Origin of the sequence: Bacillus paramobilis, assembly GCF_038096195.1 — a bacterium.
Taxonomy (GTDB): domain Bacteria; phylum Bacillota; class Bacilli; order Bacillales; family Bacillaceae_G; genus Bacillus_A; species Bacillus_A mobilis.
The window spans coordinates 1,972,373-1,989,743 of the sequence record NZ_CP151108.1; the positions used below are offsets into that span (position 1 = coordinate 1,972,373).

Genomic DNA, 17,371 nt, shown 5'->3' on the forward strand with positions numbered 1-17,371 from the left:
TTGGTATACCTTTTTCTATTATGCTAGATTATAGTAGTAGGATACATATTCTTCTAAACCTTGAACTTCTTTTTCAGGTGGCTCAATGCCACCTTTTCTACCGTAGCAAATATTTCTCAAGTATTCTCCAAAAATCATAGAGCGACTCTTTTCATTTTCCATCCAGTTATATCTATTCATTATAAACTCACCATCGAAACTTGTATCAAATGTATATGGGATATAAGTAATAGTATTAGGTAGGTGTTTTTTTTAATACTCGATATTGTCGACCAGCTCCTAAACTTTTACATACAAAGAGTAACCGATTAATTTTTGTAAAATCAAAAATCTTTTTCGCTTCCATTACATTAGCGATAGAATGGAGGGAGTTTGTCTCGAATAGGATAGCGTCTTTTGGTATACCATGTTCAATTAATTTATGTACAATTACTTCTGCTTCTGACAAATCCCCGTAATTCCAGCTCGGATGTTTCATGCCATGCAAACTAGTACCGCCTGTAACGATAATTTGGTTTCCTAAACCTTGTTGATAAGCTTTTAGAGGAGCTTGCCAATTGCCAGGATGAGAACCGCCAAAAACGAAAATTGCCTCACATTTTTGTGGTTTTATTTCTTTTAGAAAAGTGATTTCTGTAATTTGATCAATTTGTTTTTTCGTAAGAGTAGGGACATCAGGATATTTAGGGATTACCATGTAAAAACCTCCTATATAGTAAAATGATAAATTCATTATATGGCGATTTTGTTAGGTGAAAAAAGGGAAGCTTTTCATTTGAAAGTTCCTCTTTTAAGATAACTCTCCACTAAACCAAATCTCTTTTTCATCAATTGCATCCTCATCATAAATGACTTCTTGAAAGTGCAACATTTGGGCAGTAGGCCAAATTGAAATTTCCCATGTCTTCCAAAAATCAGATTCATTTGAAAGAGGAATCCATTTTTGAAATTCACTATTTCTATTAAAGAAATTATGAAAGTACCCCTCATTTTTAAATATAATGATTTACGAATCCCATAAACCTTCTATAGAAATCAAAACAACAACTCGATATGTATTTGTATCGATTGGTTTCATTTTTATTAAATGCTTTGCTTGATTTAATAGAGTTTGTATACATAATCGTTTTACTTTTCTAGGCGTTTTACACGAATCGATAAAAGCTTGGGAAACTGGTAAAGGCATATACCAATATTCATCGTTATAGAAAGCAGAAGGGAACGTTTTTGTATGTTCTTCAATTCGCTGTATCATCGTGTTTGTTTTACGCTTCATCCCACGTATTTTCTTTTCACGCATTGTTAAATCATCTCCATAAATTTTTGTAATGCAGCTGAGCGAAATATATCGTTCCTAGTAATAAAAGTAGTAGGAACTTTTTTGAATTTATTTGGTAAAGGATTGAATGATAAGTTATGTTCATGCCCCTTTAAAATTGATTTCATCATAATCGCTACGCCCATATTTGACTTTACACAGGCGAGTATTGCTTCGATTGTTCCGAATTCTAAAACTCGTTTAGGCGAGATGTCTTCTTCTTGAAGCCAGTCTTCTAATAAACTTCTATAATAGCAACCTTGACTAAAAGCGAGTAAATTCATATCTCTTATGTCTTTAATAGAGGAAAAAGGTTTTTTACTAATGAGAACTAATTCTTCTTCACGAAATATATTTGTATGAAGTTCAGTATGCTGAGTAGATCCTGCTATAAATGCCCCGTCTAGTTTTCGTTCTAGCACTAGCCTAATTAGTTGTTCGGTCGTATTTGTTTCTAAAATCAATTCGACTTCTGGGTATTTCTCATAATAGGCCGTTAATATAGATGGCAGCCTTACTGCGGTTGTAGATTCTGTACACCCGATTTTCAAAGTGCCTTTAGGATCAGTTCCATTACTTTGAACCGCTTTTATAGATTGATCCATTAAGTGGATAATTTGTTTGGCGTATGTTAATAAAATCTCACCGTTAGAAGTTAAAGTTACACCTTTTCCATTACGATAAAATAAAGGTACACCTAATTCATTTTCTAGTTGTTTCATACGCATTGTTACGCCTGATTGTACATAGTTCAAATTTTTCGCTGCGTGAGAAATATTACTTTCCTTTGCAACTTCGTAAAATACAGTTAAATCTTTTATGTCCATGCATCATCCCTCCGAAAAGGTATCAATTTTTTTGATGGATTATATGATGAATCTTTATTTTATATGATATCAGAACTTTCATACAATGGAAGAGGGGAGGGATAATTGTGTTAATCGAAGAGAGGATGAATAGTACTTATAAGTGGGTTATGTTAATTTTTGCGACGATTGCTCAAACAACCGCGACGCTTATAACATATGGTGTCGGAGCTTTCGCTTTATTTTGGGAAGAAGAATATGCGCTTACGAATATGGAGAGTGGATTGTTAGTAAGCGTTGTAAATATTGGACCGCTATTTTGTATGCTTTTTGTCGGTCGGTTACTGGATCAATATAATGAAAAATTATTAATTTCTATCAGTTCATTTTTGCTCGGAGGTTCGTTTTTACTAACTAATATAGTAAATGGATTTAATGGTCTGTTATTTGTACTTTTATTAGTAGGAGTGTTTTATAGTGTGTCCCAGCCAGGAGGAAGTAAAGTGATTTTAAAATGGTTCCCAAAAGAAAATCGTGGATTAGCAATGGGAATAAGGCAAGCTGGTATCCCGATTGGTGGCGCATTAGCGGGAGTGCTAATCCCGTTTCTTACGATACAATATAATGTGATTTACGCGATAAATAGTATGGCATGCATTTGTATGATTGGAGGAATATTATTTTTTATGTTTTATAAAGAGCCATATGTTCAAGAAGATGCAAGGAAAGAAAATATTAAAATTTCTTTTTGGACGGAGCTAAAAGTAGTGATATGTAAAAAAGAGTTGTATCCAATATATATAACGGGTATTTGCATGATTTCATTGCAAATGGTGTTAGTTGGGCACTTCATGAAATTTTTAGTAAGGGAACAATCTATTACATCTATTGTAGCTGGAACAGTATTTTCAGTGATGTTCTTTTCTGGAATGATTGGCCGTGTTGTATTAGCAGCTAGTAGTGATTTGTTTTATAAGGGGAATCGGTATAGGCCTTTATTTATAGCTGTTTGTGCTTCTATCGGTTTGATTCTATTGTTAGTAATGGGCATACATACAGTAACGAGTGGAGTATTGTTTGGTGTAAGTGCATTGTTAGGCTTTTTTTCAATTGGATGGTTTAGTCTTTTTATCGTCGAAGTTGCTGAATTGGCAAGTGAAGAATCTGTGGGAATAACAGTTAGTTTGGCACTTACATTCAATCAAATTGCGATTATTGTTACACCTGTTTTATTTGGTTATATTGTCGATGAGAAAGGATATACGTATGCGTGGTTGTGTATAGTGATATTATTAAGTATCTCGGCAGTGAGTTTATATCGTAAAAACAAAAAATAAAAGAAAGTTAGCAATGTAAATTTTTTATAAAGAAAGTCTAAAGAAATGCCGAATGAGCGACATTTCTTTTTTTATATGTTGTATAATCAAAATGTAAATGAGATTCGTTTTCAATAACGTTCATTGCCTCTTTTGAAATTGCCTGTAACTTTAGCCATAATGAGTTGTTTTTCTGTATCGTTATGTGCATGATTTATTTTGTTTAAAAATTTGTCAGCATCATTTCCTTTTAATATCATAATTGTTTTTCTGTAATATTCAATTAAAACTATGTTGTTTTTTGTTACCCTGTAATGAAATATCATATCATCTAAACGATTGCGTCTATCAGTATTTTTCATGTTTACAACTCCGTTCTTTATGATATGTAACAAATGTTACATAAGGTGTTGAAATTATAGTAGGGTGTATACGATTGTAAGGTGGAAATTTTGCAAGAAAGAAATACAATAAAGAGTAGCCAAAAACTGAATATGAGAAAAAGGAATCTAGTTGACTTGGGTGAATAACAGATAGATAATATTATAAAATATTTGAAAATTAAAAGATATAGAATAGAATGGATGCATGTTAAGTGAAACTAGATAAAAGAGGGTTCCAATTATGTTAAAGAAATGGTTAATTGTTTTCTTTATTTTTGCTATTTTTTGTGGGAGTGTCGTTGCACTAATACATGCAAATAAAGGTAAGAAATATGATATAAAGGCATTTTCTAATTTAAATAGTAAGAAAAAGGGCGATATGCAGGAAGTCGATGCAAATGAGAAAAAGCGCTATGAAGTTGCAGCTGGAAAACTAGATCAATATTTAAAAGATAAAGGATTTAATGGAAGTGTTCTTGTAGCTAGTAAAGACCATGTGATTTTACGAAAAGGTTATGGGTATGCGAATGTGAAAGATAAAGTAGTAACAACACCAAGAACGAAATATCGCATTGGTTCTATTACGAAAACAGTCGTTGCAATATCTATTATGCAGCTAAAAGAAAAAGGGAAATTAAATATTGAAGACAATGTAAATAAGTATATTCCATCATTTCCGGCAGATAAAAACATTACGTTACGAAATTTGTTAACACATACGTCTGGGTTGCCAGATCAGGGACAAGGTAGGGTTGATGCGGCGTCACGATTAAAGTTAGTAACGTGGATTGGTGCACAAAAATTGCAATTTCCTGCAGGGACTGGGTGGAAATATACAGATTATAATTATATGGTGCTTGCGTATATTGTAGAAAAGATATCGAATAAACCGCTCGCTGAATATGTGAAAGAAAATATTTTTACTCCTGTTGAAATGCATGAATCTGGAATGGGTGCAACTCTCCCTGAAGATATTTTTTTAGCAGAAGGTTATACGAGAAAAGATAATGAGTTAATAGCTGCACCCCGCTTAAAAATGAACTGGTTGTATGGGTGCGGTGAAATGTATACGACTGTTGAAGATATGAAAAGATTAGATGAGGCTATTATGGATGGAAAACTGCTATCTAAACAAAGTGTATCAGATATGTTTACTGCATCATCTGTAAGAAAATATGGATTTAGTTTCTATACTAATCCAGATTATTATCATAATCATGGTGTATTAGCTGGTTGGAATACATTTAATAATTTTAATCGGGATAAACGAACGTTTGTCATATTATTCTCTAACGTACAAAATGGTATGAATGATACGTTTAATCAGGAGTTTAGGAAAATGGCGAATGATTTAATAGAAGGAAAATAATAATTTTAAAATCGGTATTGATATGTAATTATCAATACCGATTTTTTTATTTCGGAAAGTTCGGCTTGTTAAATAAGTAGGTAAGGAAGGTAGTTGAATAAATACATATAGTTAGTTAAATGATAGGAATGCAAAAAAAGAATTGGTAATTTTTACATTGTAGAAAAAGCTTGAGCTTCACACTATGTGAAGCTTTACATTATTGGAGATAAGAACAGGAGGTTGAAAAAATGAAAAAAATAGTAAAGTTTTGCTTAATAGCTACATTATCCACGGCGATTATTAGTGGTTGTTCTTTTGAAGGTGGTAATGAAAATACAAAAGGAAAAGAGAGGAGTGAAAAGGTAGAGGTACAGAAAAAAGTTGGGAAATATACAATGCCAGATGAAAAAGATAAACATGAAGGTACATGGTTACAATGGCCACATGAATACACATATGGTGAAGAGTATAAGCAGGAAGTGGAACCGATTTGGATTAAGATGGCAAGTGCATTAACTGAAGGTGAAAAAGTCCACATTGTTGCATACGATGAGGAGGAGAAAGAGCGCATCAATAATCTTTTAATAGATAAAGGACTGAATATGGATAAAATTGATTTCTTTGTCGCTCCTACTGATGATGTATGGGCCAGAGATAGTGGGCCGATTTTTGTTTATGACAATAATAAAAATCTCAAAGTATTAGATCCGGCATTTAATGGTTGGGGAAAGAAAACTCCTTATAAAAATGATGCTCGTATACGTGAGAATGTTAGTAAACAATTAGGGATTGAAAGAATTGATTGGGGAAAATTTGTCCTTGAAGGTGGGGCAATTGAATTAGACAGCAATGGTACAGCGTTATTAACCCGGAGTGCTGTAACGAATAAAAATAGAAATCCGGATTTATCAGAAAAGGAAATTGAAAAATATATAAGTGAACTTGGGGTAGCAAACTTTATTTGGTTAGATGGAGTACCTAATTTAGATATTACTGATTTTCATATCGATGGATTTGCTAAATTTCATAATAAATCAACCATTGTAACGATGAAGGAAGATGACCTAGCTGAATGGGGTTTGTCAAACAAAGATATGGATACATTGTTAGATGCAAAAAATGCGTCAGGACAGAAATATAAGTATGAATACTTACCTCTTAGTAAAGATAAAGTTATTTTAGAAAATGGAAAAGCACTCGATTATAAAGGTTCGTATATCAATTATTATATTGGGAATACAGTGGTGCTGGTGCCTAATTATAATGATCCGAATGATAAAATCGCAAACGATACGATTCAGAAGTTATACCCAGATCGTAAAGTAGTTGGTATTGATGTGAGAGAGCTGTATAAAAATGGTGGCATGATTCATTGTGTGACACAGCAACAACCGATTCAATTGAAATAATCGATTGAAATTCAGAAACCTTCCGACAAAATAGGTACATTGTTACCTTTATCTATTTTGTCATGTTTTATTTTTCGCAAAAAGGAGTAAGGGCATTGAAAGGAATAATATTAACTAGTTTCATAAGGATAGGGCTTATGATTCTATTATTAAATTTCATACTTTCCTATTTCAAAATCCTGTCAAGAGTCAATTTACGGCTTAATGACAGTTTTATATTTTTTATATAAATATATAATATTTCTCCGTGCTATAATCCATTCATGAAATGTGCACGTTTCGAAAATTGTTATGAACGAGAAATAGTGGGTATAGTGAAATTAGTTATTCAGCCATTATTAAAAAGTGAGGTAAATAATATGGAACAAAAACAAAATGGAATTATTTTTACTGCCATACCAGATAAATCAAATGAATATTATCGTCCATTTTATGAAGATCTGATTTGTTTTAATGAATGCTTAAATGAAAATAAATCATTTACTGATCAACTGATTTCTTTATCTGTTGAAGAGCAAGACTTTCATACAAGCTTTTTTGAGTATGATGATATTTGGTTAAGAGATGTTGCACCAGTTGTCACAAATCATTTAGTTAAATTTAAATATCAACCAAATTACTTACCGAAAGATCAATGGAGATATTTAGATCAACAATTTAATAAATGGTTGAAAAAGAATGACTTTGAATATGTGAAATCTCCATTGATATTAGACGGTGGAAATCTTATTTGGAATAAAAAAGATACTGTTATATTAACGGAACGCATATTTGACGATAATTATGATTGGGCGGAAGAAGAAATTATAGAGCAACTGGAATGGGATTTGGATGTGAGCCGAGTTATTATTATTCCTGCTGAAGAAGGGGACGTACTTGCACATGCAGACGGAATGGTTAAATTTATTGATGAACATACGATGTTTATTAGTGATTTTTTAGGGGATCATGAATTTAGATATAATGTTCAAGGGGTTATTCAAGAGCAAATGCCAGAAGCTGAATTTATAGTTGTGCCATCGTCATATACAGAGAAAGGGCAATATGATCAAGAAATAGCGTCGGCAAAAGGATTGTATATAAATATGTTAGAAACATGTGATACGATTTACGTTCCGAAGTTTGGATTAGCTAAAGATCGGGAAGTGATACGATATATTCAACAGCATACTGAGAAACAAGCTATTCAAATCCATGTAGGAGAAATATCAACAATGGGAGGCGCAATCAATTGTTTAACGTGGTATTGTCCTCATCATTTATTACCTTCAAAAATGAAAAGATTGAACAATCAGAATGAAGGTTTTTCAGTTAGGAAGATTTTTGATTGGTTGTGAACTACTCACCACTTAGCAAAGATTGAAGTGGGAGCTTCTCAGTTCCACGACGAAAGCAACCTTTCGTCTCCCTGAGCGTTACTTCGGGGCGTTCCATCCCTAGATGACCAACGCTTGAATGTTCTCTTTATACGGTTGATATTTTACGCAGGAACCGAATGGCTTGGTTTTCGCACTCTATTTTCTTCCTGCAACCTTCTATATCAAGTTATCAAAGAACCTCATATAGCTAGTTTATCGAAATTTTTTGACTACTGTCAAACTGAAATTCATCTCCCACCTATCGTTGGGCTACGCCCTTCACACGCCTCAGGAAGGAGAATTCTTTCGGGAAATTCGTTAAAATAAGCATATAAGAAAATGTATTCAAGGGGTAAGTATATGTATACAATTACTGAATTTTCGCGGATTTGTAAAATGAGTACACGGATGCTAAGGCATTATGACAAAGAAGATATATTAAAACCAGCATATGTGAACCCGGAGAATGGGTATAGATATTATGAGCAAGGGCAGTTAGAAATAGCATTGAAAATAAAAAAGTTAAGGGAGTATAAGTTCCCTCTACCGAAAATTAAAATCATTCTTCAGTCGTCAGATCAAGATTCATTTATTAAACATATGCAAGCGCAAATTATAGAGTTATCTCATGAAGTAAAACAAAATTTACAGGTTATTTCAGAAATGAATGAAATGGTAAATATGAATTCTGCTTTAAATACTGCTTGCCATAGAAATTACGATATATTAATTGGGATGAGAAATGAAATAACAGTAATTTCTCAAAGGTTACAAATAAATATAGATGATATGGATGATTATTTTTATGACTTATATGAAAAAGCACACAAGAATAACTTCCGAATAGTCGGCTCGCCTTCTACAGTTTTTTATGATGAAGAGTATATCCCAAATGAAAGCGATATTGAATTAAGAATTCCAGTTATGCATGAGAACGATAAAGACGTAGTACAAGAATATGAAATAAAAAAATTAAATCCGCATCAAATCGTTACTACTATGCATTATGGAAGTTACGACTATATAGGTTACGCTTATATAGCGTTAGAAAAATGGATTGAAAGAAATGGTTATGTAATAGATGATTCACCATATGAGGTTTACATCAAGGGATCTGAATGTGATTGTTTAGTAGAGGAGTATGTGACACAAATTTGTTTTTTAGTTATGAAAATAAACTAAGAATAAGGATTGACATTAACATTATGTCAATCCTTATTCTATTTATGTAAGTAATTCATCGTAATAAAAAGGAGAAAGAATATGAAAAAAACGATTATGATTATTTGCCTGATTCTAAGTATGACATGGGTTTCAGCATGTACTCCTGGAGGAGGAGAAGGTGAGAATGGTAGTTTTGTTCTACCTAAGGAATTGCCCAAAAATGTAGTGTTTAAAAATGGTACAATCTATACTTCAAATGGCAAGCAAGACATTGTAGAGGCTGTAGCCGTTAAAGAAGGGAAAATTACATTTGTTGGTTCAAACAAAGATGTAGAAGAATTTATAAATGAAGATACGAAAGTGGTGGATTTACAAGGACGTTTTATTCTTCCTGGTTTTGTGGACAATCATAATCATATATTTGAGGCGAAATCACCAGCAGCAGGGAATTGTAGTGTCTCACCAGATGCTTCGCTGCAAGAACAACGCTCGTATTTAAAGGCTTGTAAAAAAGATGTGAAAGATGGCGAATGGGTAAGTGGAACAGGATTTAGTTTGGAAGAGCTGTTAAAAGATATGGACGAAAAATCAGAACAGCAAACGCCATTACAAGTTCTTGATGAGTTATTTCCTAATAACCCTGTATTAATTATGGAAAGAACTTCTCATTCTGTATGGGTTAACTCAAAAGCATTGGAAGTAGCGGGAATAAATAAAGAGACGAAAGATCCGCAAGGCGGAAGAATCATCCGGGATCCAGAAACAGGAGAACCTTTCGGGCTACTGTATGATACAGCAGGGGATATCGTAATGGAAAAAGCGTGGAATTCTCAGCCTAAACTCTTTGAAAAAAATTATGAAGGTTTGTTAGACGGTTTAGATGAAGTTGCGAAGAATGGTATTACTACAGTCGGAGATGGACGTCTTTATTGGAAACGAGGCTGGTTAGATGTTTGGAATAAAGTTAACGATGAGAAAAAGTTAACGTCACGAGTAGTACTGCGTCCGTGGGTATATCCGAACTTAAATGAAGCAGAGCAAATGGAATATTTCAAAAAAATCAAGCGGGATGATGTATCATCTAGAATGCTTATTAATCAAGTGAAGATGTATAGTGATGGAATTAGCATTAACAGCACAGCTAAAATACTAGAAAAATATAAATTTGAGTGGTTTAAAGGAACGCCGTACGGTTTGAACTATATTCCAGAAGAAAAAATGAAGTGGTGGTTGAGTGAACTCAATAAAATTGGTTACGGTGCACTCATTCATACGATTGGAGATGGCGGGGTAAGAGAGAGTTTAAATGCAATTGAAGCAGCGAAAAAAGAAGGGGCGAATCAGCCTTATACGCTTACGCATGTTGAAATGGTAGAAGATAGTGATATAAATCGTTTTGCAAAATTAGGAATTAGTGCTGATTTCCAAGTAGGTCATGATTTTGCAGAAGATCCGAAACAAAGCTGGGCAAGTGCGTATTTTACAAATCAACAGATGGAACGAATTATGCCGTTAGGACGCATTTGGAAAACAGGAGCAAACGTATCACTTAGTAGTGATTGGGATGTAAATGAACTAAATCCACTTGTGACGATTTCGAATGCGCTAAGTATTGAAGAGAAAGGCTTATCTGATATATATGCAGCTATTGATGCTTATACGATTAAGCCCGCCAAAGCATTAGGCCTTGATACTATTACTGGTTCAATTGAAGTAGGTAAATCAGCCGATATGATATTACTAAATGAAGATATTACTAAAATGAGTGTCGATAAGATTCCAGATGCAAAAGTTTTAGTGACGGTTTTACAAGGAGAAGTAGTGTATCACAAGGAGAAATAAAGAGACACCTTATAATGTAGTTACAAGTACATGAATATATTTCTGTTGACCTTAACACGATGTCAAAGTTTAGACTAAACTTACATTCGAAGAAGGGGTGAACACGTATGAGAAATATAGAAAGTAGTTTGTTTTATATGCCAGCTGAGTGGGAAAAGCATGAGGGGACATGGCTCCAATGGCCTCATGATAAAGCTCATAGAGGTGAAGGTTACAGGAGTAAGCTAGATGATATTTGGGTAACGATGGCAAAGGAGCTTCATTACGGAGAAATTGTGCATATTGTTGTATATGATGAAGAAGAAAAAGTACATGTCCAATCGAAGTTAATGGAAGCGAAAGTGGATATGGATAAAATTGATTTCTTAGTCCAAGATACAGATGATGTGTGGATAAGAGATAATGGACCGATTTTTGTAAAAGATAAGGAAGGCAATCTCTGCTTAACACACTGGATTTTTAATGGGTGGGGCGAGAAATATCCGTATGAAAATGATGCTGTTATTCCGGCAAAAATAAGTGAAACGTATAGTATTCCAAAAGTTAATTCTAGTGTCTGTCTAGAGGGCGGAGGAATAGAGATAAACGGAAATGGAACCTTAATGGCGGCAAAAACTTCTATTATAAATGAAAATCGAAATCCTACACTAAGTCAGGAAGAGATTGAAATAGAGTTAACGAAGCATTTAGGGGTAACGAATTTTATATGGATATCGGGCATTCGTGGTGAGGATAATTATGATGAAGATACGGATTACCATATTGATGGGGCAGCACGTTTTGTAAATGAAAATACAATTCTTTATGAATATGATCCTTTCGGGGAAGGCGAATTCTACCTTTTGGAGGCGTACGAAAAGCATTATCAAGAATTACGACAAGCAAGAAATATAGATGGAAAACCATTTCAACTCATACCAGTACCGGTGACAAGAAAAATGGTAAAAGAAGCAGACTGTAAGGGCTCATATTTGAACTTTTATATTGGAAATGAAGTTGTATTAGTTCCTATATATGGAGATGAGCATGACAAGTTAGCGCTTCAAATCATTGAAGGGCAGTTTCCAGGAAGAAGAATTGTCGGTATTTATGTAAATGAACTGTTTGCGTATGGTGGCATGATTCACTGTGTGACGCAGCAACATTTGGCATAAAGTAACCGAAATGAAAAAAGCATGCAGAGTATATACTCTGCATGCTTTTTATAATGCTGAAAACTCTTCAACAAGTGAGCTGAAACGATTTAGTGCACTTTCAATCGGTTCTGGCGTAGTTAAATCAACACCAGCTTTTTTCAATAGGTTTAATGGATAGTCAGAACTTCCGGCTTTAAGGAATTCAATATAATGTTTTTGAGCATTTGGATCACCGCTTAATAACTTATCGGCAATTTGGATTGCAGAAGCGAATCCAGTTGCATACTTGTACACGTAAAATGGACGATAGAAATGCGGTATTCTAGCCCATCCGTATTTTACCTCTTCGTCAAATACGAGAGAGTCGCCATTATACTCTCTAAACAAGTTTTCATAAACTTCGCTAAAGACTTGGGCATTTAATGGTTTACCTTGCTCAGCCATTGTATGTGTGATTTTTTCAAACTCAGCGAACATGATTTGTGTAAAGAAAGTGCCTTTAAATTTATCGATGAAATGGTTTACTAAATGATTACGTACAGCAGCATCTTTTGCTTCTTTTAATAAATGATGAATTAATAGCACTTCATTTACTGTAGAAGCGACTTCTGCGACAAAAATAGTATAGTGTGCAGAAATTCTTGGTTGGTATCCGTGTGAGTAGTGCGTATGCATACCGTGTCCACATTCATGAGTAAGAGTGAAAAGGCTATTTAAATCATCGTGATGATTTAAAAGAATGAAAGGATGAACGCCGTATACACCAAAGTTATAAGCGCCGGAACGTTTTCCTGGCGTTTCTCTCACGTCGATATAGCGTTTATCTTTAAAGCTTTTTAATGTCTCAATATATTCTCCACCTAATGGAGCTAGTGATTCGATCATCATGTCAAATGCTCTGTCATATGGAATGTCTTGTTTTACACCCGCTACTAAATCAACGCCCAAGTCGTATTGACGTAGTTCATCTATATTTAATTTTTCTTTTCGAAGTTCATTATAGGTATGTAGTGATTGAATATTTTTTTTTGTCGTCTCAATTAAATTTTCGTATACTTCTTTCGGAACCATGTCGCCAAATAATGACTTTTCTAAAGCTGATGGATAGTTTCTTAGCTTTGAAACAGTAACATTATTTTTAATAGCAGCAGATAAAGTAGAAGCGATAGAATTCTTTAATTGAACGTATGGTTTGTAATAAGCTTTATAGGCTTCTTTACGTTTCTCGCGATTTTCATCTTCTATTAACTTTGCATACATTCCGCGTGTTAGAGTGACTTTTTCTCCTTCATCAGTAGTCACTTCACCAAATAGTATATCTGCATTATTTAACATGCCGTATGTATGCTGAGGAGAGGAAAGTGCTTCGCCCAATTGTGATAAAATCTCTTCTTGGTCCTTATTCAAGACGTGTTTTTTATAACGGTACAATTCAAATAAGTCTTCTTTATAATATTGTAAACCTTCTGCTTCTTCTATGTAAGAATGTAATGTGTTTTCATCTACGCTAAGTAAGAATGGGGAAAAGAAAGATTTAGCCGCACTTACTTTCACATGTAATTGTGATACTTTATCGACAAGAGATTGAGCGTCAGTATCGCGCGTATCAAGGTCAGATTGTAATCGTGCATAAGCGAACATTAAAGATATTATGCTAGAAATTTCTTCACTCTTTGTTAAATAAGCTAATAAACTATTGCCATCATGAATGTTTCCGTTAAACTCGTGTAATTCTTTCGTTAATACTTCAATTTTATGAAAATCGCTTTCCCAATCTTCAATTGTATGATAAATATCCGTTAAATCCCATTTCTCTTTATCATCTACTTGTAGTCGATCTTTAAGTTCAGTCATAATCATTTCCTTTCTAAATATGTAGTTATATTCCTATATAACTATGAAATACAACAAATTGCAAAAAATCCCTGCTGGAAAATGAAAAGCCTTGCTAAAATGGCAAGGCTTAAAAAATTATAATGTAATTCCGAATTTTGAATGTAAAAGATTTTTATATTGTACATCTGTAACGTTTTCTTTCGTTTTTTTACCGTTTTTCGCTATTGTCAGACTATCCTTTGTTAAAGATGCATGCCCATCTTCAGTTAGTTTTACAATAAGAGGTACTTTGTTAAATGGTGAGCTCTCATGTTCAACGATAATTTTTTGTGCTGCATTTGCTTTTTCCTCATTCACTTCTTCTATATAAAATGCATAGCCTAACGTCCAATCATCAGCAGAAGATTGATCCAAAAACTCATTGTTTTTACGCATCTCTAAAATATAGTTTCCCTTTTCGGTCATTTCTTTACGAATACGATAATCTCCTGTGACGGAGTGAGTGACTTCACCTGAAAAAGGAACAGGTGCAAGAGGTAAGTATGATCCGAATCCTACTTCAATTAAATAAAGTTCATTATGGTGTGTTAAAACGGTTGCGATATGACCAGAATCAACAGCCCATATAGAATTTGCAGCATTGTACACTGTTCCTGAAACGAGATGAACATCAAATCCAGCGTCTTTAAGGAAGTAATACATAGTAGGATTGAGTTCATAACAAAGACCACCACGGTTGTTTACTAAAATTTTTTCTTTTAAATTTTCTTTTGATATTTCTGTAAAGTTGTTTTCGAGAATGTTTAAGTTTTCAAAAGGGACGGTTTGTGCCATCGCGTACATAATGTTAGGTAAATCTTCAAATGAAACTTTGTGTATTTCTTCTATATGTAATCTTGTAAAAAATTGTTTTTGAAAGTCCGTCATAGAATCCCTCCGTTATGCTTTTATAGGTAAATTGTAAACAATCTTGAATAAGATGTGAAATGAAAACTACGGTGCAGTATTTGGTGAATATGTGAAGTTAGACTAAAAAATAATGTGAGAGAGTGAGAGATTGCTACTTTACTAATTATAGAACGAATATTATAATAATTTCGATAAACTATGCAAACGTTTTCTTGGAAGGGGATGTTGTAAATATGTTAAAAAAAATAACAGTAGTCGGCTTATCGGTTGTTTTGTTTTTACCTAGTATACATGGGGGAAGTAAAGTGTATGCAGATACAGTTAACAATGGAACGTTAATGCAATATTTTGAGTGGTATGCTTCGAATGATGGGAATCATTGGAATCGCTTGCATTCGGATGCTGGAAATTTAGCTCAGAAAGGAATTACATCTGTTTGGATACCGCCTGCATATAAAGGAACTACGCAAAATGACGTAGGATATGGAGCATATGATTTATATGACTTAGGGGAATTCAATCAAAAAGAAACGGTACGAACAAAATATGGGACGAAAGCACAATTAAAATCTGCAATCGAAGCTTTACATAAGCAAAACATCGATGTATACGGTGATGTAGTTATGAATCATAAAGGTGGAGCAGATTATACTGAAAATGTAACGGCTGTTGAGGTAGACCGTAACAATCGAAATATTGAAGTATCAGGTGATTATGAAATTAATGCATGGACGGGGTTTAACTTTCCAGGGCGCGGAGATACTTATTCTAATTTCAAATGGAAATGGTATCATTTTGACGGAACGGATTGGGATGAAGGAAGGAAATTAAATCGAATTTATAAATTTAGGGGGATAGGTAAAGCATGGGACTGGGAAGTGTCTAGCGAGAATGGAAATTATGATTATTTGATGTATGCAGATCTTGATTTTGATCATCCAGATGTTGCGAATGAGATGAAAAATTGGGGGACGTGGTATGCGAATGAATTAAATTTAGATGGCTTTCGTTTAGATGCTGTTAAACATATTGATCATGAATATTTACGCGATTGGGTAAATCATATCAGACAGCAAACAGGGAAAGAAATGTTTACGGTGGCTGAATATTGGCAAAATGATATTCAAACTTTAAATAATTATTTAGCGAAGGTCAATTATAATCAATCTGTATTTGATGCACCACTGCATTACAATTTTCATTATGCTTCAAAAGGAAATGGGAATTATGATATGAGAACTATTTTAAATGGAACAGTCATGCAAAATCACCCTGCACTTGCAGTTACTCTCGTTGAGAATCATGATTCTCAGCCTGGACAGTCATTGGAATCTGTAGTAAGTCCGTGGTTTAAACCGTTGGCATATGCATTTATTTTAACTCGTGCAGAGGGTTATCCTTCAGTTTTCTATGGTGATTACTATGGGACAAACGGAAATAGTAGTTATGAAATTCCAGCGTTAAAAGATAAAATTGATCCAATTTTGACGGCACGAAAAAACTTTGCATATGGTACGCAGCGTGATTATTTAGACCATCCAGATGTAATTGGATGGACAAGAGAAGGTGATGGTGTACATGCGGATTCCGGTCTAGCAACATTAATCTCAGATGGATCAGGAGGATCAAAGTGGATGGAAGTTGGAAAGAATAACGCAGGGGAAGTATGGTACGATATGACGGGTAATCAAACAAATACTGTAACAATTAATAAGGACGGATGGGGGCAGTTCCATGTAAGTGGAGGATCAGTTTCCATATATGTTCAGCAGTGAGTTGGTGATAGAAAAGAAGAGGAAGACTGAAATATAAGTCTTCCTCTTCTTTTTATATTGTTATTATTCCTAAATCTTTTTTTCATAAATGAACTAGTCGACTTTTAAAACAACGAGAGATGCGTTGGAATAAATAATGTCACCCGTGGCTTCTCTTATTCGTACTCGAAGAACATCTTCTTAGTTTAAAAGTAATAGATTAGTTCTGGCGGATGTAACTCTTACCCCAGAACCACCACCAACTCGTGTAATTCTTTCGTTAATACTTCAATTTTATGAAAATCGCTTTCCTAATCTTCAATTGTATGGTAAATATCCGTTAAATCCCATTTCTTTTTATCATCTAATTGTAGTCAATCTTTAAGTCCAGTCATAATCATTTCCTTTCTAAATATGTAGCTATATTCCTATATAACTATGAAATACAACAAATTACAAAAAATCCCTGATAGAAATTAAAAAGCCTCGCCTGAAATAGCAAGGCTTTAAAAATTATAATGTACTACCGAACGTTAAATATAAAAGATTTATATATTGTTTTTCGTAATAATAAAAATTGTACTGTGGGTGCTATGGAACTAATTAGTATGTTTTTAACGTGATTTAAATAGATAGTATATTTGCTTTACGGTAAAATGAATATGGTGTAAAATTACACTATAAGTGTAAAATGATAATAAATAGGTATTTTTGCACTGTTAGTTATTAAAAGAAGTTCTTTATATAAATCGTAATTTAAAAACGATAAGGACATTTCTGTATAGGCAG

Annotated in this window: 12 protein-coding genes and 3 pseudogenes; 8 read left to right on the forward strand and 7 right to left on the reverse strand. The window is 33.8% G+C overall.

Annotated elements, in window-relative coordinates; translation table 11 throughout:
- Positions 1-18: 18 nt before the first annotated feature.
- From AABL52_RS10140 to AABL52_RS10150, 3 genes and pseudogenes are all read right to left on the reverse strand, one after another.
- Positions 19-697: pseudogene (locus tag AABL52_RS10140) on the reverse strand (YdcF family protein).
- 93 nt (positions 698-790) lie between these two features.
- Positions 791-1,300 (reverse strand): annotated as a pseudogene (locus tag AABL52_RS10145) (DUF3916 domain-containing protein).
- A 2-nt stretch (positions 1,301-1,302) separates the two neighbouring features.
- On the reverse strand, positions 1,303-2,145 hold the full coding sequence (locus AABL52_RS10150; RefSeq protein ID WP_341519298.1) for a LysR family transcriptional regulator: 843 nt from the start codon (positions 2,143-2,145) through the stop codon (positions 1,303-1,305).
- Positions 2,146-2,270: 125 nt separating this feature from the next.
- Here AABL52_RS10150 and AABL52_RS10155 point away from each other — a divergent pair, with 125 nt between their 5' ends.
- Positions 2,271-3,461, forward strand: a complete 1,191-nt coding sequence (locus tag AABL52_RS10155) for an MFS transporter (RefSeq protein ID WP_120451106.1) — start codon at positions 2,271-2,273, stop codon at positions 3,459-3,461.
- A gap of 110 nt (positions 3,462-3,571) precedes the next feature.
- Here AABL52_RS10155 and AABL52_RS10160 read toward each other — a convergent pair whose 3' ends face one another.
- On the reverse strand, positions 3,572-3,802 hold the full coding sequence (locus AABL52_RS10160) for a hypothetical protein (protein WP_341519299.1): 231 nt from the start codon (positions 3,800-3,802) through the stop codon (positions 3,572-3,574).
- Positions 3,803-4,064: 262 nt separating this feature from the next.
- On the opposite strand from AABL52_RS10160, the gene AABL52_RS10165 reads away from it, so the two are divergent.
- From AABL52_RS10165 to AABL52_RS10190, 6 genes are all read left to right on the forward strand, one after another.
- Complete coding sequence (locus AABL52_RS10165) at positions 4,065-5,192, forward strand: serine hydrolase domain-containing protein (protein WP_340420600.1); 1,128 nt, start codon at positions 4,065-4,067, stop codon at positions 5,190-5,192.
- Between the two features lie 230 nt (positions 5,193-5,422).
- Positions 5,423-6,583, forward strand: a complete 1,161-nt coding sequence (locus AABL52_RS10170; protein ID WP_341519300.1) for an agmatine deiminase family protein — start codon at positions 5,423-5,425, stop codon at positions 6,581-6,583.
- Positions 6,584-6,942: 359 nt separating this feature from the next.
- Positions 6,943-7,920, forward strand: coding sequence for an agmatine deiminase family protein (locus AABL52_RS10175; RefSeq protein ID WP_341519301.1), 978 nt, complete (start codon positions 6,943-6,945; stop codon positions 7,918-7,920).
- A 381-nt stretch (positions 7,921-8,301) separates the two neighbouring features.
- Entirely contained in the window at positions 8,302-9,123 is an 822-nt protein-coding gene (locus tag AABL52_RS10180; RefSeq protein WP_000288083.1) for a MerR family transcriptional regulator, read from the forward strand.
- 81 nt (positions 9,124-9,204) lie between these two features.
- On the forward strand, positions 9,205-10,947 hold the full coding sequence (locus tag AABL52_RS10185) for an amidohydrolase (protein ID WP_070168994.1): 1,743 nt from the start codon (positions 9,205-9,207) through the stop codon (positions 10,945-10,947).
- Positions 10,948-11,054: 107 nt separating this feature from the next.
- The gene (locus tag AABL52_RS10190) at positions 11,055-12,101 is read left to right on the forward strand and encodes an agmatine deiminase family protein (protein WP_341519302.1); all 1,047 of its coding nucleotides are present in this window, start codon (positions 11,055-11,057) and stop codon (positions 12,099-12,101) included.
- A 48-nt stretch (positions 12,102-12,149) separates the two neighbouring features.
- Here the strand turns inward: AABL52_RS10190 and pepF are convergent, their stop codons facing one another.
- Together pepF and AABL52_RS10200 are read right to left on the reverse strand one after the other, a co-directional pair.
- The gene (gene pepF, locus AABL52_RS10195) at positions 12,150-13,937 is read right to left on the reverse strand and encodes an oligoendopeptidase F (RefSeq protein WP_341519303.1); all 1,788 of its coding nucleotides are present in this window, start codon (positions 13,935-13,937) and stop codon (positions 12,150-12,152) included.
- Positions 13,938-14,054: 117 nt separating this feature from the next.
- Complete coding sequence (locus tag AABL52_RS10200) at positions 14,055-14,846, reverse strand: arylamine N-acetyltransferase family protein (RefSeq protein WP_097843000.1); 792 nt, start codon at positions 14,844-14,846, stop codon at positions 14,055-14,057.
- A gap of 215 nt (positions 14,847-15,061) precedes the next feature.
- Here AABL52_RS10200 and amyS point away from each other — a divergent pair, with 215 nt between their 5' ends.
- Positions 15,062-16,603, forward strand: coding sequence for an alpha-amylase (gene amyS / locus AABL52_RS10205; RefSeq protein ID WP_341519304.1), 1,542 nt, complete (start codon positions 15,062-15,064; stop codon positions 16,601-16,603).
- A 93-nt stretch (positions 16,604-16,696) separates the two neighbouring features.
- On the opposite strand, the pseudogene AABL52_RS10210 reads toward amyS, so the two are convergent.
- Positions 16,697-16,852 (reverse strand): annotated as a pseudogene (locus AABL52_RS10210) (exosporium leader peptide); the annotation flags it as partial.
- Between the last annotated feature and the right edge of the window lie 519 nt (positions 16,853-17,371).

What these genes read in the sequence shown, in the direction of transcription:
- AABL52_RS10150 (WP_341519298.1), bottom strand. Translation starts at nt 2,145, where the DNA reads ATGGACATAAAAGATTTAACTGTATTTTACGAAGTTGCAAAGGAAAGT.
- AABL52_RS10155 (WP_120451106.1), top strand. Translation starts at nt 2,271, where the DNA reads ATGAATAGTACTTATAAGTGGGTTATGTTAATTTTTGCGACGATTGCT.
- AABL52_RS10160 (WP_341519299.1), bottom strand. Translation starts at nt 3,802, where the DNA reads ATGAAAAATACTGATAGACGCAATCGTTTAGATGATATGATATTTCAT.
- AABL52_RS10165 (WP_340420600.1), top strand. Translation starts at nt 4,065, where the DNA reads ATGTTAAAGAAATGGTTAATTGTTTTCTTTATTTTTGCTATTTTTTGT.
- AABL52_RS10170 (WP_341519300.1), top strand. Translation starts at nt 5,423, where the DNA reads ATGAAAAAAATAGTAAAGTTTTGCTTAATAGCTACATTATCCACGGCG.
- AABL52_RS10175 (WP_341519301.1), top strand. Translation starts at nt 6,943, where the DNA reads ATGGAACAAAAACAAAATGGAATTATTTTTACTGCCATACCAGATAAA.
- AABL52_RS10180 (WP_000288083.1), top strand. Translation starts at nt 8,302, where the DNA reads ATGTATACAATTACTGAATTTTCGCGGATTTGTAAAATGAGTACACGG.
- AABL52_RS10185 (WP_070168994.1), top strand. Translation starts at nt 9,205, where the DNA reads ATGAAAAAAACGATTATGATTATTTGCCTGATTCTAAGTATGACATGG.
- AABL52_RS10190 (WP_341519302.1), top strand. Translation starts at nt 11,055, where the DNA reads ATGAGAAATATAGAAAGTAGTTTGTTTTATATGCCAGCTGAGTGGGAA.
- pepF (WP_341519303.1), bottom strand. Translation starts at nt 13,937, where the DNA reads ATGACTGAACTTAAAGATCGACTACAAGTAGATGATAAAGAGAAATGG.
- AABL52_RS10200 (WP_097843000.1), bottom strand. Translation starts at nt 14,846, where the DNA reads ATGACGGACTTTCAAAAACAATTTTTTACAAGATTACATATAGAAGAA.
- amyS (WP_341519304.1), top strand. Translation starts at nt 15,062, where the DNA reads ATGTTAAAAAAAATAACAGTAGTCGGCTTATCGGTTGTTTTGTTTTTA.